This window comes from Kosakonia arachidis (assembly GCF_900116535.1).
Classification (GTDB): domain Bacteria; phylum Pseudomonadota; class Gammaproteobacteria; order Enterobacterales; family Enterobacteriaceae; genus Kosakonia; species Kosakonia arachidis.
Window position 1 is genome coordinate 1,217,869 of record NZ_FPAU01000001.1, and the last position, 24,750, is coordinate 1,242,618.

At 51.8% G+C, this 24,750-nt stretch carries 25 protein-coding genes and 2 pseudogenes; 14 read left to right on the forward strand and 13 right to left on the reverse strand.

Features of this window, described 5'->3' with window-relative positions:
• Positions 1 to 475 precede the first annotated feature (475 nt).
• From BM427_RS05955 to BM427_RS26450, 3 genes and pseudogenes are all read left to right on the forward strand, one after another.
• A complete protein-coding gene (locus BM427_RS05955; protein ID WP_139234380.1) occupies positions 476 to 1,309 on the forward strand; it encodes a transcriptional regulator in 834 nt (277 codons plus the stop codon).
• Positions 1,306 to 1,803 (forward strand): FidL-like protein, encoded by a 498-nt coding sequence (locus BM427_RS05960; protein WP_090120020.1) that lies wholly within the window; start codon positions 1,306 to 1,308, stop codon positions 1,801 to 1,803. Before BM427_RS05955 ends, BM427_RS05960 begins: the two co-directional genes overlap by 4 nt.
• A 119-nt stretch (positions 1,804 to 1,922) precedes the next feature.
• A pseudogene (locus BM427_RS26450) lies at positions 1,923 to 2,272 on the forward strand (hypothetical protein); the annotation flags it as partial.
• Here the strand turns inward: BM427_RS26450 and BM427_RS05965 are convergent.
• A complete protein-coding gene (locus BM427_RS05965; RefSeq protein WP_090120022.1) occupies positions 2,269 to 2,703 on the reverse strand; it encodes a hypothetical protein in 435 nt (144 codons plus the stop codon). The pseudogene BM427_RS26450 and the gene BM427_RS05965 sit on opposite strands and share 4 nt — an antisense overlap.
• Before the next feature lie 397 nt (positions 2,704 to 3,100).
• Between BM427_RS05965 and BM427_RS05970 the strand changes: the two genes are divergently transcribed.
• From BM427_RS05970 to BM427_RS05990, 4 genes are all read left to right on the forward strand, one after another.
• Positions 3,101 to 4,189, forward strand: coding sequence for an AI-2E family transporter (locus BM427_RS05970; RefSeq protein ID WP_090120048.1), 1,089 nt, complete (start codon positions 3,101 to 3,103; stop codon positions 4,187 to 4,189).
• 626 nt (positions 4,190 to 4,815) lie between these two features.
• A complete protein-coding gene (mdtJ, locus tag BM427_RS05980) occupies positions 4,816 to 5,169 on the forward strand; it encodes a multidrug/spermidine efflux SMR transporter subunit MdtJ (protein ID WP_090120701.1) in 354 nt (117 codons plus the stop codon).
• Positions 5,156 to 5,485, forward strand: coding sequence for a multidrug/spermidine efflux SMR transporter subunit MdtI (gene mdtI, locus BM427_RS05985; RefSeq protein ID WP_090120051.1), 330 nt, complete (start codon positions 5,156 to 5,158; stop codon positions 5,483 to 5,485). Before mdtJ ends, mdtI begins: the two co-directional genes overlap by 14 nt.
• A 107-nt stretch (positions 5,486 to 5,592) precedes the next feature.
• Positions 5,593 to 7,755: a bifunctional diguanylate cyclase/phosphodiesterase gene (locus tag BM427_RS05990; RefSeq protein ID WP_090120053.1), complete on the forward strand. Its 2,163-nt coding sequence runs from the start codon at positions 5,593 to 5,595 to the stop codon at positions 7,753 to 7,755.
• 1 nt (position 7,756) lies between these two features.
• Here the strand turns inward: BM427_RS05990 and BM427_RS05995 are convergent, their stop codons facing one another.
• The 4 genes from BM427_RS05995 to BM427_RS06010 all read right to left on the reverse strand — a co-directional run bounded on the left by BM427_RS05995 (position 7,757) and on the right by BM427_RS06010 (position 10,853).
• Positions 7,757 to 8,584: a trypsin-like serine peptidase gene (locus BM427_RS05995; protein ID WP_090120056.1), complete on the reverse strand. Its 828-nt coding sequence runs from the start codon at positions 8,582 to 8,584 to the stop codon at positions 7,757 to 7,759.
• Positions 8,585 to 8,678: 94 nt separating this feature from the next.
• On the reverse strand, positions 8,679 to 8,762 hold the full coding sequence (ydgU, locus tag BM427_RS26560; RefSeq protein ID WP_090120058.1) for a small membrane protein YdgU: 84 nt from the start codon (positions 8,760 to 8,762) through the stop codon (positions 8,679 to 8,681).
• 94 nt (positions 8,763 to 8,856) lie between these two features.
• The gene (gene asr, locus BM427_RS25210) at positions 8,857 to 9,204 is read right to left on the reverse strand and encodes an acid resistance repetitive basic protein Asr (protein ID WP_139234381.1); all 348 of its coding nucleotides are present in this window, start codon (positions 9,202 to 9,204) and stop codon (positions 8,857 to 8,859) included.
• Between the two features lie 164 nt (positions 9,205 to 9,368).
• Positions 9,369 to 10,853, reverse strand: coding sequence for a carboxypeptidase M32 (locus BM427_RS06010; RefSeq protein WP_090120062.1), 1,485 nt, complete (start codon positions 10,851 to 10,853; stop codon positions 9,369 to 9,371).
• A 131-nt stretch (positions 10,854 to 10,984) separates the two neighbouring features.
• Between BM427_RS06010 and BM427_RS26300 the strand changes: the two genes are divergently transcribed.
• Positions 10,985 to 11,077 (forward strand): KPN_01571 family protein, encoded by a 93-nt coding sequence (locus tag BM427_RS26300; RefSeq protein ID WP_208809146.1) that lies wholly within the window; start codon positions 10,985 to 10,987, stop codon positions 11,075 to 11,077.
• 114 nt (positions 11,078 to 11,191) lie between these two features.
• Here BM427_RS26300 and ynfM read toward each other — a convergent pair whose 3' ends face one another.
• On the reverse strand, positions 11,192 to 12,442 hold the full coding sequence (ynfM, locus tag BM427_RS06015) for a multidrug efflux MFS transporter YnfM/SxtP(Kp) (protein ID WP_090120064.1): 1,251 nt from the start codon (positions 12,440 to 12,442) through the stop codon (positions 11,192 to 11,194).
• Positions 12,443 to 12,561: 119 nt separating this feature from the next.
• Between ynfM and ynfL the strand changes: the two genes are divergently transcribed.
• The 3 genes from ynfL (at position 12,562) to bioD (ending at position 15,629) form a co-directional block, all read left to right on the forward strand.
• The gene (ynfL, locus tag BM427_RS06020; RefSeq protein ID WP_090120065.1) at positions 12,562 to 13,458 is read left to right on the forward strand and encodes a multidrug efflux transcriptional activator YnfL/SxtR(Kp); all 897 of its coding nucleotides are present in this window, start codon (positions 12,562 to 12,564) and stop codon (positions 13,456 to 13,458) included.
• Positions 13,459 to 13,587: 129 nt separating this feature from the next.
• Positions 13,588 to 14,808, forward strand: coding sequence for a sugar metabolism global transcriptional regulator Mlc (gene mlc, locus BM427_RS06025; protein WP_090120067.1), 1,221 nt, complete (start codon positions 13,588 to 13,590; stop codon positions 14,806 to 14,808).
• A gap of 125 nt (positions 14,809 to 14,933) precedes the next feature.
• Positions 14,934 to 15,629 (forward strand): dethiobiotin synthase, encoded by a 696-nt coding sequence (gene bioD, locus BM427_RS06030; RefSeq protein ID WP_090120068.1) that lies wholly within the window; start codon positions 14,934 to 14,936, stop codon positions 15,627 to 15,629.
• A gap of 142 nt (positions 15,630 to 15,771) precedes the next feature.
• Here the strand turns inward: bioD and dmsD are convergent, their stop codons facing one another.
• The 5 genes and pseudogenes from dmsD to BM427_RS06055 all read right to left on the reverse strand — a co-directional run bounded on the left by dmsD (position 15,772) and on the right by BM427_RS06055 (position 20,848).
• Complete coding sequence (gene dmsD, locus BM427_RS06035; protein WP_090120070.1) at positions 15,772 to 16,383, reverse strand: Tat proofreading chaperone DmsD; 612 nt, start codon at positions 16,381 to 16,383, stop codon at positions 15,772 to 15,774.
• A gap of 103 nt (positions 16,384 to 16,486) precedes the next feature.
• Entirely contained in the window at positions 16,487 to 17,344 is an 858-nt protein-coding gene (locus tag BM427_RS06040) for a dimethyl sulfoxide reductase anchor subunit family protein (protein ID WP_090120071.1), read from the reverse strand.
• Between the two features lies 1 nt (position 17,345).
• The gene (locus BM427_RS06045; RefSeq protein WP_090120073.1) at positions 17,346 to 17,963 is read right to left on the reverse strand and encodes a DMSO/selenate family reductase complex B subunit; all 618 of its coding nucleotides are present in this window, start codon (positions 17,961 to 17,963) and stop codon (positions 17,346 to 17,348) included.
• A 10-nt stretch (positions 17,964 to 17,973) separates the two neighbouring features.
• Positions 17,974 to 20,412 (reverse strand): annotated as a pseudogene (gene ynfE, locus BM427_RS06050) (selenate/tellurate reductase subunit YnfE).
• A 154-nt stretch (positions 20,413 to 20,566) separates the two neighbouring features.
• Positions 20,567 to 20,848, reverse strand: a complete 282-nt coding sequence (locus BM427_RS06055) for a DUF1161 domain-containing protein (RefSeq protein ID WP_090120075.1) — start codon at positions 20,846 to 20,848, stop codon at positions 20,567 to 20,569.
• Positions 20,849 to 21,250: 402 nt separating this feature from the next.
• Here BM427_RS06055 and BM427_RS06060 point away from each other — a divergent pair, with 402 nt between their 5' ends.
• Positions 21,251 to 21,961 carry a YnfC family lipoprotein gene (locus BM427_RS06060; RefSeq protein ID WP_175539130.1) on the forward strand — a complete coding sequence of 237 codons (711 nt, stop codon included), beginning with the start codon at positions 21,251 to 21,253 and terminating at the stop codon, positions 21,959 to 21,961.
• Between the two features lie 18 nt (positions 21,962 to 21,979).
• Here BM427_RS06060 and speG read toward each other — a convergent pair whose 3' ends face one another.
• Entirely contained in the window at positions 21,980 to 22,540 is a 561-nt protein-coding gene (speG, locus tag BM427_RS06065; RefSeq protein ID WP_090120077.1) for a spermidine N1-acetyltransferase, read from the reverse strand.
• Positions 22,541 to 22,591: 51 nt separating this feature from the next.
• Entirely contained in the window at positions 22,592 to 22,930 is a 339-nt protein-coding gene (locus BM427_RS06070; RefSeq protein ID WP_090120079.1) for a DUF1283 family protein, read from the reverse strand.
• Positions 22,931 to 23,079: 149 nt separating this feature from the next.
• Here BM427_RS06070 and BM427_RS06075 point away from each other — a divergent pair, with 149 nt between their 5' ends.
• Entirely contained in the window at positions 23,080 to 23,406 is a 327-nt protein-coding gene (locus BM427_RS06075) for a YnfA family protein (RefSeq protein ID WP_090120081.1), read from the forward strand.
• A gap of 115 nt (positions 23,407 to 23,521) precedes the next feature.
• On the forward strand, positions 23,522 to 24,736 hold the full coding sequence (gene manD / locus BM427_RS06080; protein WP_090120083.1) for a D-mannonate dehydratase ManD: 1,215 nt from the start codon (positions 23,522 to 23,524) through the stop codon (positions 24,734 to 24,736).
• Positions 24,737 to 24,750: the final 14 nt, after the last annotated feature.

Below are 24,750 nucleotides of genomic sequence, written 5' to 3' on the forward strand. Positions count from 1 at the left end.
TAGTGAAGTATCACTAGTGGGGAATAATGCTCAGCCCCAGGTTGTACTGGAATATTTTTGACGACTCAGTACTGCACCTTGTTTGTGGGACGTGCACTGTATGAGTTTAAGCCCACTTGTTGGAGATGGGCTGCGCCAGAAATGTATTTACCGGTACTAAATCATGCTCGCCAGTCGGAGTTAACATAAGAGATTTTGGGTGATATCAAGCAAATCAACTTTGCGCGCGGGGTAGATTGCGCAGGTCTGGATGGATCTTGCGATAACCATGGGTGCAATCTGATTCAAGCCTGAACTGTTTAACTTACCCAAATAGCTTTTTATCATGCTATGGAAAATCAATATAATTACGTAGTAGTTAAGTGAAATGGCTACATAAGTGCGTTTTGCTTGCAGACTTACGTAGGTATAGTGCTTCTTTAAATAAATTGAATTATAATGTCGGAAATATTAGCATGAAATCGGTGATTTCTTAATGATTTACACTATCGATGAAACCATTACATACAATTCACATGACTGCACGCTAAATCACATTCCTACCGAAGAATCACTGAATCTCAGCATTTCAGCAGGTCGACTTTTTGAGCAATTGCTAAACGCTAATGGCGAAATTCTGTCGCGAGATACTTTGCTGACCGAAGTATGGGATAAATATGGTCTCCGCGGATCGAACAGTAACCTGAACCAGTATCTTAGTATCCTACGTAAGGCGCTTGCTGCGTTTGGATGTGAGAATCTCATCATCACAATCCCTAAAATTGGGATACGCCTCAACGCAGACATTAAAATAGAGCGAGAGTATGTCGCACCCATCATTGTGGCTGATGACTTAGCCGACGATACATCAGCAGTGCCCTTGGCTGATAAGCAGTTAAATGGCGCAGTATTAATTTCGTCAAAAGCTACTGATAACATTGTACAGCACTCATTCACTGCTACCCGGAACATTTTGTTTGCCGTTGTTGCCTTAGCCCTTATGGGAAGTGCTGTTTGGTATTACTCTGTGAGGCAGTCTGCAGAACTGAGTATTCCGTCAAGCATCGTAAAGCTGGCAGGCGGATGCGAGGTGGTACTGTTGCAGGGAGCGGATATTATTGAACGCCAGTCACAGGATAAACAAATACTTCAAATCCTCAGTGAAAATAATCAATCTTGCGTTCCTGGACGTAGAGTTTATTTCGGTAAAATAACGTCACTGACGACCAAAAATTATGGTAGAACCATTCTGTCAGCATGTAAGCTTAATAATAGTGGACACATCATTTCATGCGACAATTTTTATTATATGGACTGGAGAGTGGAATGAAAAGGAGCACCAATATAGCGCTTGTTTGTACGCTGACAGCATTGTTAATCGTGATTTTTTCAGTTATTTATTTTCTGAGCCATAAAAACAAAGACTTCCCTTTTCGCTGCTCAACATTTAGCCGATATGATCTCAGCCGTAGTGCGGAAAAGAACATTGAATTTGCTATCTCCCATGATTTGCGGTTTGAAACAAAGAGCGATGGTTATCTTTTATTAAATGGACAGGCGGAAGTCGATGGGCATACCTTTATTCTTAACAGGCGAATTGTATTTATTAATGGTGCTAAGCTAGATGATGATACTTATAAATATAAAATAGATGAAATTATTACTTCAACAATCGATAATACGCCGAATGAGTTTTTTAATCTATTGCTGGCGGAAATTACATTAGATCCTTCTTATCTCCAACTGGATGTTGATAAAGTGGATGAAGGCTCCTATCTCATTGGCGGGCCACTTTCCTATTTGTTTATCTGCCAGCGTTATTGAGCACCAGAAAATTGCTAATTTTCAAAATAAAATATAAGCCGGGAGGGATATCCAGGTTTCCTGTTAGCGCTCTCTTCGGGGAGCGCTGATGCAGCCATTTGCGTGAGAATGACGCCGGGGCTGATAGCTTCACCCTTATCTCGCTGATGCCGCATGGCACTGAGGCATTGTCCGTATCTGTGAGCAGACAAGCATCTGTTAATGAAACGGTGCTCCCTATCAAAATGTGCCTTGAAGATTCCTGGCGGGACAACTGGCTGAAAGTTGCATCAGCATCTACAAAAGGGAACACGGAGCGAAGTTCTGTCCGACTGGCAAGCCGTATCCAGTACCGGTTACGTTGCTTTATCCACGTCAGCGCTTTCTTTCTCTGACTGTACATGCCTTTTCTGACTTAATCGCAAGTTACATGGTGCTGATGCCAGGCTGTGTTAATCACAGCCTGGCATCAGCACCGGAGGTAGATTAAAAAATCTGCGTCCAGCGGATATCATTGGCGGGCGGTACCGCGCCGGATACCGGATCGCTATGACCAAAAATACGCGTGTTGTGCCAAATCTGATTATTCTGCGCGGCTATGCGAACATTAGCGGCAAACTCTGCGATGCCAGGACCGCAAGAGGAAATATAAATTCTTGCCGGAACGGCGTTGTGTGCCATATTCCCTTGAACCAGTGCAAGAAAGGTCTCGGCATTAATATCGACAACGCCAGGGGCCGCGTTACCAATTTCCGTACCATTACCATGGGCAATAACCACAATAGTCGCGCCGTTGATAATATTTAAATTCATGGGATTGACCTGAGCCCACGTATATCTGTTCGTGACCGGGTTCCAGGCGCCATTCAGTTGTGTGTTAACAATATCGGCATCGGTAGACATGAGCATTACAATAGTCATACAGTATCTCCTCTTTGTGAAATAATAACCTTCTGATTTAAAGGTGTTTCTATGTTTATCACCAAAACAGACAGATAACGGATAAAACAACCCGACAATGCGTTACTGCGTTGCCAATATTAACCAACTTATTTTTCCCGACCAGTTAGCCAGATAGCCGATGCACTATTCCTGGTGTCGCCTGGCATAATTTGGTCGTCTCATCATAAGCGGCAATATGGCATTGATTTATCGTCTCATTCTTAAATACGCGTTTAGTAAGTAAATTTTGTTGGCGTTCAGTTGATGAGAGAGGAAAAGAGTATTACCGCTAAACAGCCATCAGCGCAGGGATTGTTTTTACAATCAATGAGTAACACACTACACTTAGTGGCTGTTTCTCCATTGGACGGCCCGGATGTCAACACTAACACTTAAAAGTAATCACTTCTTTTTCATCATTTTATTATTTCTGGTCAGCGTGGCGTTTTTCGGCCTGATCCAGCCCTATTATTCCGCCATTATCTGGGCGATCATTCTGGCGCTGATTTTCTATCCGCTGCGCATGCGACTCTCGGTATGGCTGCGCGGGCGTAACGGCATCGCCTCGGTGATTACCGTGTTGCTGATTTGCGTGATTGTATTTATTCCGATGATGATGGTGCTCTCTTCACTGGCCGTGGAGATCAACAGCCTGTACCAACGTCTGCAAAATAATGCGACCGATCTCCCGCAACTATTAAGTAACGGTATTGCTCATCTGCCGGAGTGGGCGAAGGGCTATCTGCGCGACAATGATTTTGATTCGGTGAATGCGATTCGGGAAAAACTCTCCGGTGTGGCGCTGAGCATCGGACGTTATCTGGCTGGCAGCGCAGTGATCATCGGTAAAGGCACGTTGGGTATTACCGTTAGCTTATTTTTGATGGTCTATCTACTGTTCTTTCTGCTGAAAGATGGTGCAACGCTGGTACGCCGGATCTACGAAGTTGTGCCGCTGACGGCAACCATTAAGCGTCGCCTGTTTTTGAAATTCGCCGGTGTGGCGCGCGCCACGGTAAAAGGGACACTGGTGGTCGCCATCGTACAGGGTGCGCTGGGCGGCATCGGGTTCTGGTTTGCCGGTTTCAACGGCAGCCTGCTGTGGGCGGCAATGATGGCATTCCTGTCGTTAATCCCGGCGGTGGGAACAGCGATTGTCTGGATCCCGGCGGTGATTTTTCTCTATTCAACCGATGAGTTTGTCACGGCAACGGCGCTGACGCTCTACTTTGTGATCGTCGTTGGCCTGGCCGATAATCTTCTGCGCCCGCTGCTGGTAGGGAAAGATACTCGCATGCCGGATTATTTGATCCTGCTGACCACGCTGGGCGGCCTGCAACTCTTCGGCATTAATGGTTTTGTTCTTGGACCCACAATTGCCGCGCTGTTTATCACCTCCTGGAATTTGCTGGCGGAGGCGCGGGTCAGCTCCGCAAAAAATAGCCCACCAACACCTCCGCAATAAAGGCGTTGCGTGGTAAAGGTGACGTAATGGGGCTGGCAAAGCGTAGCAGGGTGACCACCGCAGTGTCTGCCAGCGCCTGGATAAGGGCGTCGCTCCACCCATGGCAATAATAATGCTGCACCTTTTCCAGTAACCGGCTGTGGCCGCCTTTTATGTTCTGCCAGTGGCATGGCAACGATTACTACCCGCGACATATATTTCCTCGTCGTGAGCTGTTATCGGCTGGTGCGAATTATTTACCGCGTAATATAAGACGGTAAACTATGCGTTGTAAAAATAATATAAATCCCGCAGCAGAGTAAAGAATTGAAAAACTTTTGAGTAAAATTGTGGTCTGTGGTAGAAATAATTGGTGTTTAACGACTGAGGACAATTTTCATCCGCACGATGAGAAGCAATTCGCGGATAATTGTAATTATATGGACATTCTGTTCAGCATTTTAAATTCTGTTTTTCCCCGTCATCAATCCTCCTGCTGCCCGCTTGCGGGTGAACAATACTGGCGCACGGCGCTATAGTTTACTCCTGCCTGTGCTGGCGTGCTGCGTCCGGCCGATATTGCTTTTTCCGGTTTTCCGCGCTGCGGCAAACCGCTCAAGGATATTTATTCCCAAGCAGGAGAGAAAATGATTTATTGGATATTACTGGTCTTCGCTATTATTGCTGAAATAACCGGCACATTGTCAATGAAATGGGCTAGTATCAATGATAGCCAGTCCGGATTTATATTAATGCTGATAATGATTGCGCTGTCGTATATTTTTTTGGCGTTTGCGGTGAAAAAAATTGCTCTTGGTGTGGCGTATGCTTTATGGGAAGGTATTGGCGTATTATTCATTACTCTGTTCAGCGTATTTCTTTTTGATGAACAACTCTCGGTATTAAAAGTGACCGGGCTGGTAACGTTGGTGTTGGGCATTGTGCTGATTAAATCCGGGACGCGTAAACCGCGTCAGGAGCGAAATAATGCCGCAGTTTGAGTGGATCCACGGTCTCTGGCTGGCGATAGCTATTGGGCTGGAGATCACGGCGAATATCTTTCTGAAGTTCTCTGACGGTTTTCGTCGCAAACTGTACGGTAGCGGCTCGCTGTTGGCGGTGCTGGCGGCGTTTAGTGCGCTGTCACAGGCAGTGGAAGGGATCGATCTTTCCGTGGCCTATGCGGTGTGGGGCGGATTTGGTATTGTCGCTACGCTGGTGGCGGGCTGGATCCTCTTTGGCCAGAGCCTGAACCGTAAAGGTTGGTTTGGTCTTCTGCTGTTAATTATGGGTATGCTGCTGATTAAACTCGCATGATGTGAAGCTGCCCGCGTTTACGGGCAGCGAATGTTGCAAACTGTATTACGCTTTACTCATTAACTACCGCAACGTGACTTTTTCAGGCCACCTGCAGGGGGCGGTGAATGTTCAATCCGTTTAGCTGGCGCAATATTCCCAGCGCAAGGACGCTATTTGTAATGACCTTTATGGCGGGGATTGGATTAATCGTCTCGGTTGTTGCACTGCTTTATCTCTCGTTGCATTTAATTAGCAGCAAAGCCAATGAAATTGATGAACGTCGCACCGCGCTCTCGGTACAAGGCGCGATTCAGACATCGGTTAACCGAATCCGCTCACTGGTGATTGATAATGGGGTCTGGGACGATGCGGTGCGGGAAGTTTATCGACCGCATCTGGATACTCAGTGGCTGTACAATACCTGGGGGGCTGGTTATAAAATCAATAATCTGTATGACGGCACCTTTGTACTGGATGAGCAATTTAACGTGCTATGGGGCGCGTTTCGCAGCAAACTTTTTACGGAGCACGATCTCACTTTTTTTGGTAGTGGATTGTGGGCGCTGATCCGCGATCATATCCAACTTCTTCAGTCCGGGAAAGAGGTCTACGCCGGGATTACACAGACTCGGGACGGCGTGGCGTTTATTAGCATCGGGCTGGTGCGCCCGATGGTTGGTCGTCTTGAGATTTACGACGGCACTCGCCGCTATCTGGTGATTACCCGCCATATGGATGCACAGACCTTCAGCGATCTTGGCAAAACCTTCCAGATTAAAGATTTACGCCTGTCGCCAAAGAATACCAGCGTAAACAGCGTTCCGCTGCGCGACTCGGCAGGCGAGGTGCTCGGTTATCTGAGCTGGACGCCGCGTCTGCCGGGTGCAGAAGCCTCCAGGGCAGCAGCATCAAATATTTTCCAGATTGCGATGTTGGCGTCCGGCTTGATCTTGGTGTTTATCGTGCTGAGCAGTGCCGGACTGTACAAGCTGGCGCGCGGAGAAAGTCTGGCGCGCAAAATCGCCCTGACGGACTGGCTCAGCCAGTTACCCAATCGCCGGGCGCTCATCGAAAACATTGAACACCTGGGCGCGATGGGCGATCCGGACACGATAAGCGTGGTATTTATCGACCTGGATGGTTTTAAAGATGTGAATGATATTTACGGACACGATGTTGGCGACCGACTCATTGTCACCATAGCCCAGACCTTACGCGAGAAAGTGCCGACTAATGGTATGCTGGCGCGGATGGGGGGCGACGAATTTGCCATGACCCTGAGTGGGCCGTGGTCGGTGGAAAATGCCACCGAGTTTGCCAATAACGTCCTGCAATACCTGAATCATCCCGTGCGCATTGGTAAACGCACCATCCATATTGGTGCCAGCATTGGCATCGCCAGCGGAACGTTGCTGGAGTGCTCCAGTTCTGAGTTGTTTCGCCGTGCGGATATTGCGATGTATCACTCGAAAATTACCGGCAAAGACAGGCTAACGCATTATGATGCAGCGCTGAACAGCGCTCGCGAGCGACAACTATTGATTGAAAGCGATATCCGCGACGGACTGGAGCGCGAGGAGTTTGATGTCTGGTATCAACCGATTGTCGATGCCCGAAGCCAGATGATGGTGGGGATCGAAGCACTGGCACGCTGGCCGCGCCGTCCTGACGGAGAATTAAAACCAGATGAATTTATTCCGATTGCAGAGACCAGCGGTTTGATTTACTCGTTGGGACAGTTTGTCTTGCGCCGTGCTTGCAGCGATCTCCAGCCGTTAGAGGATCTGAAATTATCGGTCAATATTTCGCCAGCGCAGTTTCGCGATCCGGAATTCGAGAACAAAGTCTCCGGCGTGCTGGAGACCTGCCGCTTTCCAGCGCACCGCCTGCAACTGGAAGTGACGGAAACCTACGTGCTGGAAAATCCCGAACGCGCCCGTTCGGCCATCGACAACTTAAAAGCGCTGGGCACAGCGGTGGCACTGGATGATTTTGGTACCGGTTACTCCAGTATTGGTTATCTGCGACGTTTTAATTTCGATACCATTAAGATTGATAAATCACTGGCCGGGATGGTGGACGACGATGAGCAGGCTTCGGCGCTGGTAAGCGGGACTATCCGCATCGCCAGCGCGCTCGGTATGTTGGTGGTGGCGGAGGGCGTGGAGAATGAAAAGCAAGTGAAACTCTTAAAGCAGGCTGGTTGCGACCAGCTTCAGGGATATTACTTCAGTAAACCGATGCCGCTGCACGATATCCTGCAACTCCGTTTACAGCGGCTGGGCTAAATTACTCGCTCTCTTTTGCCAGCGCTTCCAGCTTGTCACGAAAACCGGTTACAGAGATGGCGCGGTTATCGGCGCGCCAGCGATCTTTTGCCGCTGGTGCCGAGCTTTGTACGGCAATCAACTGCCAGCCTGCATCGGTTTTAAGCATCAGCGGTGAACCGCTGTCGCCGGGCAGGGTATCGCACTGATGCGACAATACGCTATTTTGCGCCCAACCAGTGACTATACAATCCTCGTGGCTGTAGAGCGTATCCAGATGATCTTCTGGATAGCCTGCCTGCGTTACTTTCCGGTTAGCCGTTTTCAGCGCCGCCGTCAGTTCGTTTTTATCGCCTACAAAGATTGGTAGCGGTGTAATGCCGGACGGCGGATAACGCAGGACGATCAGGCCAAAATCCCACGATGCGGCTGCAGAGGGAACGATCCAGCCATCGCCATCGGGTTTTAGACGATGGCCGAGCGATGCGTCGACACGGCCTTCAATACCGTGAATTTCATAGCGCCAGGTCCCTTTTTGCGAAACAAAACGCAGCGCGACAGCTTTGTCTGCTTTCCCGTTCGGTGGCGTCAGCAGGCAATGCCCGGCGGTCAGCGCCAGGTGCGGAGAGATAAGGGTGGCAGTACACAGATTACCGCTGGCGGTTTCCAGTTGGCCAATAGCATCCCACGGCGATTTGGCTGGTGTTGGGACCGGGACACGATCATCATGACCAAAAAAAAGCGTTTTTACATCGCGGGCATTAACTGCGTCATCCTCGCCATCGTCGGCATGACCAGCAGCGGAAAACACAAACAGCGATCCCAGCATCAGCACAACAGTTTTTCGCATATCACACTCTGGTGGGTAATTATGATTATTAACGTAAGCCCAGATAAATATAGACGGGACGCGAGGAAAGTGGGAGTAAAATCAGCGTGCTACATCAGTAAAGATAAAAACGGATGGCAATAAGCGCGCAAATAATCAGCATTAACAGAATCAGTTCAAAACGATAACGTCGCAGCATATGCCCTCCAGAGAAAAACGGCGCCTCACCCGAAGGGCTCAGCGCCGACTTGTCACAGCGTACCGCTAAGGACGCCGGAATCAGACACGTTTACTTATGCAGCCGGTTGTGCAGCCGGTTTAGTTGCAGTGTGTTTAACGTGTTTTTTGTGTTTTTTAACAGCCTGTGCTTTCTGTTCTACTGCCGGTTTAGCTGCTTTTTTGTGATGTTTTTTCACTTTTGCAGCCTGAGCTTTCTGCTCTACTGCCGGTTTAGTTGCTTTTTTGTGATGTTTTTTCATTTTTTTAGCCGGAGCAGCTTTAGCAGCAGGTGCAGCCGGTGCAGCGGTGGTAGTAGTCGGAGCAGCAGCCGGAGCCTGAGTGGTGGCAGCGGTGTCAGCAGCGAATGCAGCGGAAGACAGACCCATAGCAGCGGCAACGACCAGAGCTAATACTTTTTTCATTCTGATATCCTCGAATTGGTTTCATCATTCAACCCCACTGCGGGGCCGTTGAAAGAACTATATCCCTGTAAATGCGAGGTTTCCGTGAGTCATTGGTATCGGCATGTAACGGAATGTACAAACGGGATGTACCGCGCCGAAACGGAGGTTCCGGCGCGACGCCGTCAGAGATAACGGCGGGTCAAATGCTGGCGGAAATAATTGGCGTTTAACGCTTCTCCTGTTGCATTTTCAATAAGTTGCGAGGTGCTGAAGCGGCTGCCGTGCTGCCAGATATTCTGCCGCAGCCAGTCGAACAGGGCGCTAAAATCACCTTGTGCAATGGCCTCATCAAGTGTAGGCAGGGCCACGCGTGCCGCATGGAAGAGCTGCGCGGCGTACATCGCGCCCAGTGTGTATGAGGGAAAGTAACCAAATCCGCCATCGGTCCAGTGAATATCCTGCATGCAGCCATTGCGGTAATTGCCTTCGGTGGAAAGCCCCAGCCAGATCTGCATTTTTTCATTCCACAGCGCTGGAATATCCTCCACTTCAATATCGCCATCGATCAACGCGCGTTCGATTTCGTAACGCAGGATCACATGTGCCGGATAACTAACTTCATCGGCATCAACGCGAATATAACCCGGTTTCACCCGCTGGTTCCAGGCAATGAAGTTGCCCTCTTCAAAGGCCGGTTGCATACCAAAGCGCTCGATAATCGCTGGTTGAAGGCGATGCAGGAACGCGTCGCTGCGCCCAAGCTGCATTTCAAAGAACAGACTTTGCGATTCATGAATCGCTGTCGATCGCGCTTGTGCGATTGGCTGGCCGGCCCAGGCACGCGGCAGGTTCTGTTCGTAGCGGGCGTGACCGGTTTCATGCACCACGCCGAACAATGCGCTCAGCAGTTCATTTTCGTCGTAGCGCGTGGTAATACGCACATCCTCCGGCACTCCGCCGCAGAAGGGATGTGCGCTGACATCAAGACGCCCGCCATTGAAATCGAAGCCCAGTACCTGCATTGCCTGTAATCCCAGTTCGCGCTGCACAGCCTGCGGAAACGGCCCCTGTGGCGCAATCAGCCTTTGCTGCGCCTGTTTCGCCACCGCGCGGTCCAGGAGATCCGGCAGCCAGCTTTTCACCTCGCCAAACAGTTCATCCAGGCGGGCGCTGGTCATGTCTGGTTCGAATTTGTCGAGCAGCGCATCATACGGTGAACAGCCTTTGACTGCCGCGCGTAAGCTGGCCTCTTCGCGGGCAAGCTTGACTACCTCTTTCAGGTTAGCGCTAAAACCCGCCCAGTCATTCGCCGGACGCTGTGTGCGCCAGGCGTGCTCGCATTTGCTGCCTGCCAGCGACTGTGCTTCGACCAGCGCTTCCGGGAGCAGCGCCGCCTGCTGGTAGTGACGCGTCATTTCGCGCAGGTTAGCCTGTTCAATCTCGTCCAGCATCTCCTGCTTTGCCGCCTCTAACCACTGCCCGACACGCTTATCCGTCAGAATCTGGTGTTGCAGTACGCTGAGTTCAGCCAGCGCTTCGCCGCGTGCGGCGCTACCGCCAGGCGGCATCATAGTGAACATGTCCCAGCTGGCGATGGCGGAGAGGTGAGAGAAGCGCGACAGGCGCTGGAAAGTGCGGGTGAGTTGCTGGTAGTTCTGCTTGTCCATAATGCCTCTGTTTTCGTTAGCGTTTTTCTGTAACTACCTTAAACAGTAGTCTGGCTTTCATTTTGCCAGTTTGTACCATAATAAGAAGTATAGGTTTTTACACTCATAGTAGAGACAGCAGAGTGACAACCATGAATCCTTTTATTTGGATGATTCTTGCTCTGATAATACTGGATGCAGTGCGTGAACTGGTTGGCGCAAGCTCGATTTTTGGCCTCTTTTAACGCATATCCGCACGGAGCAAAAAAGCCCCACATACTGAACTGAAACCTCAAAAGTTGGACATCTCACTGAGTAAGGTGCAGTTCAATACGCGAGGCTCTCCCCCCGTTGTTGCATTAATGCAAACGCGAGTGGAGCCTGCTGCCCACCAGAATGGCAATCAGCAGCATCAACGCAATAAAACCGCCTACGCCATTCCAGCCATAACTGTGCCAGAAAACCCCGCCCAACGTCCCGGCCACGCTGGAGCCCAGATAATAGCTGAATAAATAGAGTGAGGAGGCCTGGCCTTTTGCGCGCCTCGCGCGCGGGCCTATCCAGCTACTGGCGACTGAGTGCGCGGCAAAGAAACCCGCGGTGAATAACAGCATGCCCGGAAAAATCAGCCACAGCGAAGAGAAAAGTGTCAGTAGCAGGCCGAACAGCATGATGGTGGAAGATCCGATCATTACCGGGCCGCGACCATATTTGCTGGTCATCTCCCCCGCGCGCGGTGAGCTCCAGGTGCCGGTCAGATAGGCCAGTGACAGCAGGCCAACGACTGCCTGACTCAGCGACCACGGAGATAGCATCAGGCGATAACCAATGTAGTTAAACAGCGTAACGAACGATCCCATCAGCAAAAAACCTTCAAGGAACAGCAGCGGCAGCCCTTTATCGCGCAAGTGCAAATGGAGGTTGATCAGCAAGTTTTTGGGTCGCAGCGAAGTGGGCCGAAAATGGCGCGATTCTGGTAGGATTTTCCAGAACATCAGCGCCGATGCCAGCGCAAAGCAGCCAATCACCGCCACTGCAATTCGCCAGTTAAAGATGTCGGTAAACACGCCGCTAAGCAAACGTCCGCTCATACCGCCAATCGAGTTACCGCTAATGTACAGCCCCATAGAGAAGGCGACAAAGCTCGGATGGATCTCCTCGCTTAAATACGTCATCCCGACTGCCGCCACGCCGCTTAGTGACAGGCCAACCAACGCCCGCATTAGCAGAATACCGTGCCAGCTTGTCATCATCGTTGACAGTAGGGTACAGCAAGACGCGAGCATCAAGGCGGTAACCATCACTTTTTTGCGCCCGATGGCGTCCGACAAGGGGCCGGTGAACAGCAGGCCAATTGCCAGCATGGCGGTGGAGATTGACAGCGAAATACTGCTGCTGGCAGGAGAGACACCAAATTCATGGGACAACACCGGCAAAATCGGCTGCACGCAATAGAGCAGGGCAAAGGTTGCCAGCCCGGCGGAGAAGAGCGCCAGCGTGACACGCATGAATTGGGGAGTACCACGTTTAATAAATTGTCCCGGCAACGCGACAGGAATTTCGTTGACAATGCTTGCCGGCTCGGTGTCAACGGTTGTTGTACGACTCACTAGAGATCCTTACATTTCATACCCGTGATTCTGGCGACGGGCTTACCACAGACATAAGGGTATGAAAGGCGTAATATTCTGTCTAATATATTAATAATCTCAAATAATAGTTTTAAAATATGAATATCGAACTGCGCCATCTGCGTTACTTTATCGCCGTTGCCGAGGAGCTGCATTTTGGTCACGCAGCGGCGCGGCTCAATATCTCGCAACCGCCGCTGAGCCAGCAGATCCAGGTGCTCGAACAGCAGGTTGGCGCGCGCCTGCTGGCACGTACCAACCGTAGCGTCGCGCTGACGCCCGCTGGCAAACAGTTTCTTGCCGACAGCCGACAGATTTTAAGCCTGGTTGATGAAGCCGCCGCCCGCGCCGCTCGTTTGCATCAGGGGGAAACCGGTGAATTGCGCATCGGCTTCACCTCTTCGGCACCGTTTATTAAGGCGGTCTCCGACACGCTCTCATCGTTTCGCCAGCGCTACCCGGATGTACATATTCAGACGCGGGAGATCAACACCCGCGAGCAGATTGCTCCCCTGAATGAAGGCTCGCTGGATTTGGGGCTGATGCGCAATACGCCGCTGCCTGAAACGCTGACATGGGAGGTGATCTTGCGTGAACCGCTGCTGGCGATGATCCACCGTGACCATCCGCTGTCAGCACGCAAGGCGGTATCGCTGAAGGAACTGGCGCAGGAGCCGTTTGTTTTTTTCGATCCGCACGTCGGTACGGGTCTGTATGACGAGATCCTCGGGCTGATGCGGCGCTATCAGTTAATACCGACCATAACTCAGGAAGTGGGCGAAGCGATGACGATCATTGGGTTGGTCGCAGCTGGACTGGGCGTATCGATCCTCCCGGCGTCATTTCACCGGGTACAACTCAATGAAATGTGCTGGGTGCCAATTGTTGAGGCGGATGCGGTTTCCGAAATGTGGCTGGTGTGGGCAAAACACCATGAACAAGGGACGGCAGCTGCGCGTTTTAAGCAGCAACTTCTGCGCACTGCAATCGGCTGATTTTTACGCATAAACCGTTGCAAACTGTGCTGTAACTCACAAGCCGGGGTAAAAATTTGACGGCGCCTGGTGAAGTGCTTCACCATAGCTGAACGTTTATTTCGAAGCGCGAAAATAAGGGAGTCAGAGGTGGTTGCTGATAGTCAGCCTGGGCATATTGATCAGATTAAGCAGACCAACGCAGGGGCGGTCTATCGCCTTATTGATCAGCTTGGCCCGGTTTCGCGCATCGATTTATCGCGTCTGGCGCAGCTCGCGCCGGCGAGTATTACCAAAATTGTGCGTGAAATGCTGGAAGCGCATCTGGTGCAGGAAACGGAGATTCAGGAGCCGGGCAGCCGCGGGCGTCCGGCGGTCGGGTTGGTGGTAGAGACCGAAGCCTGGCACTATCTCTCGCTGCGTATTAGCCGCGGAGAAATCGTTCTCTCGCTGCGCGATCTCAGCAGTAAGCTGGTGGTGGAAGATAGGCTAGAACTGTCACTGGTCGATGATATATCGCTGCTGGATCGCATTATTCACCTTATCGACAGCTTTTTTACCCGCCATCAGAGCCTTCTGGAGCGTCTGACCTCGATTGCCATCACGCTGCCGGGAATCATTGATACCGAGAATGGTATTGTTCATCGCATGCCGTTTTACACGGAAGTGAAAGATATGCCATTGGGTGAAACGCTGGAGAAGCACACCGGCGTGCCGGTTTACGTGCAGCACGACATCAGCGCGTGGACTATGGCTGAAGCGCTATTCGGCGCTTCACGCGGCGCACGGGATGTGATTCAGGTGGTGATCGACCACAACGTTGGTGCCGGGGTTATCACCGACGGACGTTTGCTGCATGCGGGCAGCAGCAGTCTGGTGGAGATTGGACACACGCAAGTGGATCCTTACGGTAAGCGCTGCTATTGCGGCAACCACGGCTGCCTTGAAACCATTGCCAGCGTTGAAAGCGTGCTGGAACTGGCGCAGTTGCGTATGAGTCAGTCGATGAGTTCAATGCTGCATCAGAAGCCGTTAACGGTGGAGTGGTTATGTCAGGCGGCACAGCAGGGCGATCTGCTGGCGAAAGATATCATCAGCGGCGTCGGGGCTAATATTGGCCGTATTCTTGCCATTATGGTGAATTTGTTCAATCCGCAAAAAATACTGATTGGCTCGCCGCTGAGTAAAGCGGCAGACATTCTCTTTCCCGCTATTGCCGATTGCATCCGCCAGCAGGCGTTACCGGCATATAGCGAGCATATTTCCGTTGAGAGTACCCAGTTCACTAATCAGGGCACTATGGCAGGTGCTGCGCTGGTAAAAGACGCGATGTATAACGGATCTTTACTTATTCGTTTGTTGCAGGGGTAACATTTTTACATTGTTGTCGCAAAAATTGCGCTACCTCAAGCTGCGCCGATGATACTTATCTTAGACTTTCCCCACTGAATTATTCTCCTGGTTTATATTTTCGTAGAACAACGGTGGAAATCGAGATGCTTAAGCGTTTCTTTGTAACGGGTACAGACACTTCTGTCGGGAAGACAGTGGCATCCCGCGCGCTTCTTCAGGCGCTTGCTGCCAGCGGCAAAACAGTGGCAGGTTACAAACCTGTTGCTAAAGGAAGTAAAGAGACGCCGGAAGGGTTGCGCAACAAAGATGCGCTGGTACTGCAAAGCGTTTCCTCGCTGGATTTACCTTACCAGGCGATAAACCCTATTGCCTTGAGCGAAGAGGAAAGTAGCGTTGCGCACAGCTGTCCCATCAATTACAGCCTGCTTTCCAACGGTCTGACCAATCTGTGCGAAAAGGTCGATCACGTGGTGGTCGAAGGAACCGGCGGCTGGCGTAGCCTGATGAATGATTTGCGTCCGCTCTCCGAGTGGGTGGTACAGGAACAGATGGCGGTGGTGATGGTGGTGGGCATCCAGGAAGGTTGCATTAACCACGCTTTGTTGACCGCGCAGGCGATTGCCAGCGACGGTCTGCCACTGATTGGCTGGGTGGCGAACCGTATCAACCCGGGGCTGGCGCATTACGCTGAGATTATTAATGTGCTGAGTAAGAAACTGCCCGCGCCGCTGGTGGGCGAGTTACCCTATCTGCCGCGCGCCGAGCAGCGCGATCTGGCACAATACATCAATTTGCAGATGGCGACCGGTATGTTAGTCGCCGACCGCATCCTCGCCTGAAAAACAAAGGAACTGGTTCTGGATCACGTCACGGTTGCGAACCGTAAGCAAAGCATTGTCTTAAAAACGCAGCATTAAAGTGACGTTGTCACGTATAAATGAAAAGAAAGTATGAAAATCCCGGGGTTACACCGGGAAAGGATTAACGAAACAGCGGTTTTTGCGCGACCGGGATCAGTAAGTGAGATTGCCACTGCGCGAGCGTCAATTGAGCCAGTTTTCCGACAGCGTGCCAAAATGGGTGTTGCGCTTCATTGGTAAATACCGTAAGAAAACGCCCGGCCCACGGCAGCAGATGCCAGGCCAGCAGCCGATCGCAGGCGACGCTATTTCCTTCTTCTGCCAGCCACGCCGCGAGTAATAACAGTGCACCGAAGTGATCTTCCGGCTCGTTTTGTCGGCTGTCGAACGCGATATTGTTTTCCCGCATCCACTGGCGCAGCGCCAGCGTGGAATCGCCAAACAACACAGACTCTTTATCCAGCCATACGGAACCCCACGGCGGGGCAGGCAGCGCCCACGGACCAATAAACAGGCGCTGCCAGGCTTCAAACAGCGGTTCATCACAGGGCGCGGTGAACCCGGCCATCAGCGGGGCAAGGTCGGTTTGCGGGAGCGGCCACTGTTCTGCCCAGTTGCCCTGTGTGAATGCTGTAATCAGCGGCTGGCACTGCTCACTCTGCGGCGGATAGTAAAATAGCGCGCCCAGAACGCGGGCGGTCATTATAAAATTTTCACTGGTTAGGTCAGTCATATTTGATCCTGAAAAACTGCCGGATGGCGCTGTGTTTATTATCCAGTCTATGTTTCATGCGGCACACACAGATCGAATAATGCGCAGCCTCCGGCAAATATCATCAACCGGAAACGGCGACGCCCACGGTCATATGCAGCCCATAAAACAAGCCGCGCCCGATCACTTCCCCGGCGGCAACCAGCACAATGCCAGACAGCAGGCTGAGCGCCTGCGGTTGTTTACGCATCACCAGCGGACAGAGCCAGCAGCCCAGACCGAGCGCAACCAACAGCAAGCGAACCACCTGTAGCGTAGCGTAATCCGGCACCAGTGCGACTGCTTGCTGGACGGAAGTATGGATCTCGCCCAGTTGTTGGCTTTGCAGCATCACCACGGCAATGCTGACGATAAACGCGGCAATACTGATCGCGGCGAAACGCGAGGCACGAAAACGGATACCCGCCAGACGCAGCAGCAGCGCGGCCAGCAGCGGGCCGCACATCAGCATGGTCAGGAAAAATGCTGCCGTAGTGTAGATGTTATTCCAGGTCGGCACGGTGTCGATTTGATAGACCCGCGTCATTGTCCAGACAAACAGCACGCCAAGCAACATGCTGATCGCCAGCCAGATGCGGCTTAAGGCGGCGGGCATTTTCCCCAGCCAGCTTACCAGCCACCAGAAACCACCGACAGCGAAGAAGAGAGAACCGGTAGCGATTTCATTACTGAGCGCCGATGCACCGACGCGATTCAGCGAGTTAAATGCGCGCAGCGGCGAACCGAGGTGCATCATAGAGGCGATAAAGCCAATCCCCATCAGCACCCAGAGGAGAACCTGGCTGCGTACAATGCGCACTTGTCCGATGCGATCGTCGTTGGCGTTCATCCAGACGATACCGCTTACAATCAGGCCGCCAGCCACGCACTGGCCCAGTACCGTGAACAGTACCAGTGGCCACTCATGCCATCCGTTTCCCATCTCATACCTCCTGAGGATTGGCCAGATAGCCGGTGGTATCACCCGTCGGGCGGCTATTGGCGTTAGGTTTGATCACGATATTTGGCCGGGTAAAGCGCGCCGCCGGAAAGGGGGCGACGGCGGCAAGCGAACCATGCTGTTTACGCAGTTCCTCGATTGGGCCGAAATCCAACGCGCGCAGCGGACAGGATTCGACGCAAATTGGCTTTTGCCCTTCAGCGACACGATCGTGGCAGCCGTCGCATTTGGTCATGTGTCCCTTCGCGGCATTATATTGTGGCGCACCATAGGGGCAGGCCATATGACAGTAGCGGCAGCCGATGCAGACATCTTCATCCACCACCACAAAACCATCTTCACGCTTATGCATCGCGCCGCTTGGGCACACTTTGGTGCAGGCCGGATCTTCACAGTGGTTGCAGGAAATCGAAAGGTAGTAGGCAAAGACATTTTGCTGCCAGATGCCATTATCTTCCTGCCAGTTGCCGCCAGCGTATTCATACACGCGGCGGAAGCTGACATCCGGGGTTAAGTCTTTGTAATCTTTGCAGGCCAGCTCGCAAGTTTTGCAACCGGTGCAACGGCTGGAATCGATAAAAAATCCATACTGAATTGTCATCGGTTACTCCTTAAACCTTCTGAATGTCGACCAGATTGGTGTGCTGCGGATTGCCTTTCGCCAGCGGCGATGGGCGGTGGGTGGTCAGCGTATTCATGCAGCCGCCGTGATCGACACGGTCACCTTCCATATTGGCCTAGTGCCAGGCACCCTGGCCCATCGCACTGACGCCCGGCATGATGCGCGGCGTCACTTTCGCGGCAATGCGTACTTCGCCACGCTCGTTAAAGACGCGCACCATATCACCATGCTTGATACCGCGACGCTCGGCATCAATGGGGTTGATCCACACTTCCTGACGACAGGCCTCTTTCAACACATCAATGTTACCGTAGCTGGAGTGCGTACGGGCTTTGTAGTGGAACCCAAACAGTTGCAACGGGAATGTTTTCCGCGCCGGATCGTCCCAGCCTTCAAAGGTTGAGGCATAGATCGGCAGCGGGCTGATAACTTCGTCTTTTTCCAGCTCCCAGTTGTTGGCGATTTTAGCCAGTTGGCTGGAGTAGATTTCAATTTTGCCTGAGGGCGTTTTCAGAGGGTTAGCGAGCGGATCATCGCGGAAATTTTTGTAGGCGACAAAGTGCCCGTTCGGATCTTTGCGCTTATAAATCCCCATCGCTTTGAGCGCTTCATAGGAGGGCAGTTGCGGATCTTTGGCGACCATTTTGGCGTACAGATACTTCAGCCACTCTTGCTGGGTACGGCCTTCGGTGAACTTCTGGTAGATATCCTCCCCCAGACGACGGGCGATTTCGCTGGTAATCCAGTAGATCGGTTTGCGCTCGAATTTCGGCGCGGTGACCGGCTGCAGGAAGATCAAATAACCCATATTTCCTGCGTAGTCGTTCGGAATAATGTCTTCCTGTTCAACGGTCATCAGATCCGGCAGCAGAATGTCGGCATACATTGCCGAAGAGGTCATAAAGTTCTCAATGACCACGATCATTTCGCATTTGCTTTCGTCCTGCAGGATATCGTGGGTTCGGTTGATATCTCCGTGCTGGTTGGTAAGGGTATTACCGGCGTAGTTCCAGATGAATTTGATCGGCACATCGAGTTTATCTTTGCCACGCACACCGTCGCGTTTGGCCGTCATTTCCGGCCCGCGGGCAATCGCATCCGTCCAGGTAAAACAGGAGATCGCGGTTTTCACCGGGTTTTCCGGCATCGGCATACGTTCGATGGTAATGGTGTAAGTAGATTCGCGCGCGCCGCTGTTGCCGCCATTAATGCCTACGTTACCGGTGAGGATCGGCAGCATAGCGATGGCCCGTGAAGTCAACTCGCCGTTGGCCTGACGTTGCGGCCCCCAGCCCTGACAAATATAGGCCGGTTTGGCGCTGCCAATTTCCCGCGCCAGCTTAATAATCTTATCGGCCGGAATGCCGGTAATGCGCGACGCCCACTGTGGCGTTTTGGCGATACCATCATCGCCCTGACCGAGAATATACGCCTTATAGTGGCTGTTGGCAGGCGCATCGGCTGGCAGGGTTTTCTCATCGTAACCGACGCAATATTTATCGAGGAATGGCTGGTCGACGAGGTTTTCGCTGATCAATACCCAGGCCATGCCCGCAACCAATGCGGCATCGGTACCCGGCCGAATCGGTACCCACTCATCTTCACGTCCGGCAGCCGTGTCGGTATAGCGAGGATCGATAACAATCATCCGTGCATTAGAGCGTTCGCGCGCCTGTTCAAGGAAGTAAGTGATACCACCGCCGCTCATGCGGGTTTCCGCCGGGTTGTTGCCGAACATTACCACCAGTTTGGTGTTTTCGATATCCGAGGTGCTGTTACCGTCGTTGGATCCGTAGGTATAAGGCATCGCACAGGAGATTTGTGCGGTGCTGTAAGTGCCGTACTGGTTAAGGAAACCGCCGTATATCGCCATCAGTCGGGCAATGATCGAGGCAGATGGTGAAGAGCGGGTAATGTTGCCGCCGACGATGCCGGAAGAGTAGTTAATGTAAACAGCTTCATTACCGTATTTCTGCACCACGCTTTTCAGGCTGTTGGCAATCGTATCAAGGGCTTCGTCCCAGCTAATGCGCGCGAACTTGCCTTCGCCGCGTTTGCCCACACGCTTCATCGGGTAGTTAAGACGATCCGGATGGTTGATGCGGCGGCGGATCGACCGTCCGCGCAGGCAGGCGCGGACCTGGTGGTTACCATAAATATCATCGCCAGTATTATCGGTTTCCACCCAGTACACTTCGTCATCGCGCACATGTAAACGCAGGGCGCATCGGCTACCACAGTTTACTGAGCAGGCACCCCAGACGACTTTATCGGGCGCGGGTTGCATGGCTTGTTGTACAGCGGCAGCAGCTGAGCGCATGCCGAAAGGCAAGGAGATTGCACCGGCCGCGAGTGCAAGCGAGCCTAATGCAGTGGATTTCACCAACGTTCGTCGACTTATCCCCCCCTGATGTTCAGTGCCGGACATAACTCACTCCATTCTTATTTATAATAAAAAGAAATTATCTGCTCAAATTAAAAGCAGGCTAATGAAGTGGTTATGGTACCCATTTGGGAGGAGGTAAATTTTAACCGCGATCAACTATGGGATAATCCCCCTGATATCCAGGGGGAATTATGTTTTATTGCGTGCCGGCGCCCTGATCGTTCTGTGGGGTAGCGCCGCTATTGCGGGTGTAAAGAATTTTGTAGTTATCATTCGCACAGTGTCCCACCACTTGCGAACCGGCCTGATCTGCCTGGTCATTAGGCACAATTGTCAGGCTGAATCCCGATTCCGGGACGCCGTTATTAATGATGCGCTGCTGGATGTCAGCCTTGACCCGCTCGCATGAATCGGGCGCAGCAAAGGCAGGAACTGCACCTACCAGTAGTAATGCACATAACCAACGTGAATATTGCATTTTCATCTCCTTCAGTTTTGCCCGCAGTAAGCTTAGCAGTTTCTGCGTCCCGGACCCTGGTAAATGTCTGAATTATCAGATGATGTGATCACCGATGTGGCAGTAATGTTAGCTGCGGCGGCACATATAAGGGAATAAACAGCCGCAGTGGCGAGTTGAGAGTTACCGGGTAAATGGCTCCATCCCGAGTCTGGTACTAAAACGATGAGATGGGTGTTATCACCGCGTTGTCGGCAGGCACGTATATTGCTATCGCAGTTTTATGGCCGTTCTGGCTATTAAATTTGGTGTACGACGCGTATTCGCTGGCAGGTTTTAGGTCATAAGAAAAATAAGGCTTGCCCGAATATGTAAGGATTTTGCTAAGATAGGCGCAATCCAGAAGAACATGTGGTGAACCCATTGAAAAAACAGCTATTGCTCATCGCAGTTGCGGCGTTGCTCGCCGGATGTGATGGCGCGAAGGGACCGGTATCGTTTACGCCAGAGATGGCGAGCTTCTCCAATGAATTCGATTTTGATCCGCTGCGTGGGCCGGTAAAGGCGTTCAGCCAGACGCTGTTAAATGAGAAGGGCGAAGTAACAAAACGCGTCAGCGGAACAATGTCGAAAGAGGGCTGTTTCGATACGCTGGAACTACACGATCTGGAGAACAACAGTGGCATCGCGCTGGTGCTGGATGCCAATTATTATCTTGATGCGAAAACGAAAGAGAAGCGGCTGCGACTGCAGGGTAAATGCCAGTTAGCTGAGTTTCCGGCTGCAGGCGTGACGTGGGACACCGATGACAACGGCTTTGTCGTGCTGGCGACAGGGAAAGAGATGGAAGTAAAATACCGTTACGATGAGGAAGGTTACCCATTGGGCAAATCCACGACCTCGAAAGACGAGCATCTGACGGTGGCCTCAACGCCCTCGAAAGATAAACGGAAAAAACTCGATTACACATCGCTCAGCACGCTGAATGACAAACCGCTCGGCAGTGTGAAGCAGACCTGTGACTACGACAGGCACGACAATCCGTTGAGCTGCACGCTGGAGGTTGTCGATCTGAGCGCTTCCCCGCAGGTCACCCACAAATACAGCATCAAAAATACCATCTCCTATTATTGATGCAGGTAACCGCCGCGCTTACTGCGCGGTGGGTTTTAACAGCGTGACACCGCCGGGTTTATGGTTTTCCAGGTACTGTTGCTGGAAAATACACATGCGGATAGTGTTGCGGTACTCGCCATTGATAAAGAACTCATGAATTAACTCGCCCTCTACCTGGAACCCCAACTTGCGGTAAATGTGAATGGCTTTTTCATTCTCTTTATCGACGATCAAATAGAGCTTATACAGATTCAGCACGGTAAAACCGTAATCCATTGCAAGCCTGGCCGCTTTGGTTGCCAGCCCTTTACCCTGATATTCCGGGGAGATGATTATCTGAAACTCCGCACGGCGGTGCACATGGTTGATTTCCACAAGCTCGACCAGCCCGGCCTTTTCATCATTACACTCAATGACAAAGCGGCGCTCACTCTGGTCGTGAATATGTTTATCGTACAGATCCGACAGCTCAACAAACGCCTCATACGGCTCTTCAAACCAGTAGCGCATCACGCTGGCATTGTTATCAAGCTGGTGGACGAAGCGCAGATCCTCGCGCTCAAGGGGAAGTAAGCGGACGTTGTGCGCGTCACTCATGAGAGATCCTTTCTGAAAGTGAAAAGCGGGCGCAGTGTGCGCCCGGGAGGATTACTGAATTTGACGACCGGTACGACGATCGAGGCAGCGCTGAGTATTGTCTTCCCAGTATGCGTTAAAGTTGCTGCTTTTTTGGCAATTATCTTTTGCATCAAACGCCACGTCTTCCTTGTCCCACTCTTTTTCAACGCGTTTATTCACTTTATGACGCAGAGTTCGGGTGTCATTCCATTGCTCTTTTTCCATCGCCGCTGATTGACGGGTTTGTGCGTTGTCGCCCGATTCAATAACCAGACGGTTGGTTTCTGCCATTGCGGAGGTGGTGTACATGATGGCACCCAGCGTCAGCATTGCGGTCAGGCACAGGCGTTTGCTAAGCGTAGTTGTCATTGGCGATATCCTTAAATTGAGGGAGAAACGGGTAGCCCACATCTCTCTATTTTATGCGATCTAAGCCTGCCAGTATACCGGGGCTACATCCAATCTCAGAACATTATCGGGTATGATGGGTCAACCAATCCTTAATAATAGTGCCAAAAATGCTCAAAACGACGCTACTTTTTTTTGCTACCGCGCTGTGTGAAATCATTGGTTGCTTCCTGCCCTGGCTATGGTTAAAACGGGGAGCGACGCCGCTTCTGCTGATGCCTGCGGCACTGGCGTTAGCGTTGTTTGTCTGGCTGTTAACGCTGCATCCGGCGGCCAGCGGGCGAGTTTATGCGGCTTACGGCGGCGTGTATGTTTGCACGGCGCTTATCTGGCTGCGCGTGGTGGATGGCGTAAAGCTGAGTCTTTATGACTGGCTGGGTGCCGTCGTGGCGATGTGCGGTATGTTAATTATTGTCGCAGGATGGGGGCGCGCTTAACTGAACGTTAATATATTGTGACCGATAGCGCGCTTTTTGATCATTATACTTGTATGGTAGTAGGTTGATTGCGTAAATTTTCTGCATCACGTTAGGTCGATGCAAGGAAAACCGCATGAAAATCACTGCTGCTGATATCTTTGTGACCTGCCCGGGCCGCAACTTTGTCACATTAAAAATTACCACCGAAGAGGGGATCGTCGGCCTTGGTGATGCCACGCTGAATGGTCGAGAACTCTCCGTTGCTTCCTACCTGAAAGATCATTTGTGCCCGCAACTTATTGGCCGCGACGCGCAGCGCATTGAAGATATCTGGCAATTTTTCTACAAAGGCGCTTACTGGCGGCGTGGTCCGGTGACCATGTCGGCTATTTCCGCCATCGATATGGCGCTGTGGGATATTAAAGCCAAAGCCGCCAATATGCCGCTCTACCAGTTGCTCGGCGGTGCTTCCCGTGAAGGCGTTATGGTTTATTGCCATACCACCGGCCGCACCATTAATGAAGTACTGGAAGATTACGCGCGGCACAAAGAGATGGGGTTTAAAGCCATCCGTGTGCAATGCGGCGTGCCGGGAATGAAAACCACCTACGGCATGGCAAAAGGCAAAGGTCTGGCGTATGAACCTGCCACCAAAGGCCAGTGGCCGGAAGAGCAGTGCTGGTCGACGGAAAAATACCTCGATTTCACGCCGAAACTGTTTGACGCTGTGCGCAGTAAATTTGGTTTCAACGAACATTTGCTGCATGACATGCACCACCGTCTGACGCCAATTGAAGCTGCGCGTTTCGGCAAAAGCATCGAACCCTTTCGCCTGTTCTGGATGGAAGATCCCACCCCGGCTGAAAACCAGGCTTGCTTCCGGTTGATCCGCCAACACACCGTTACCCCCATCGCCGTTGGTGAAGTGTTCAACAGTATCTGGGATTGCAAGCAACTGATTGAAGAACAGCTGATTGACTATATCCGCACCACTGTCACCCATGCCGGTGGCATTACGGGTATGCGTCGCATTGCGGATTTCGCCTCGCTCTATCAGGTGCGTACTGGTTCGCACGGTCCATCAGATCTTTCGCCTGTTTGTCATGCGGCAGCCCTCCATTTTGATCTGTGGGTGCCCAACTTTGGTGTGCAGGAATATATGGGCTATTCCGAACAGATGCTGGAGGTTTTTCCACACAGTTGGCGCTTTGCTCAAGGTTATATGCACCCCGGCGAACAACCCGGTCTGGGCATCGGCTTTGACGAAAAACTGGCGGCGAAATATCCCTACGATCCCGCGTATCTACCGGTCGCGCGATTGGAAGATGGCACGTTGTGGAACTGGTAACAGAGGAAAGCAAA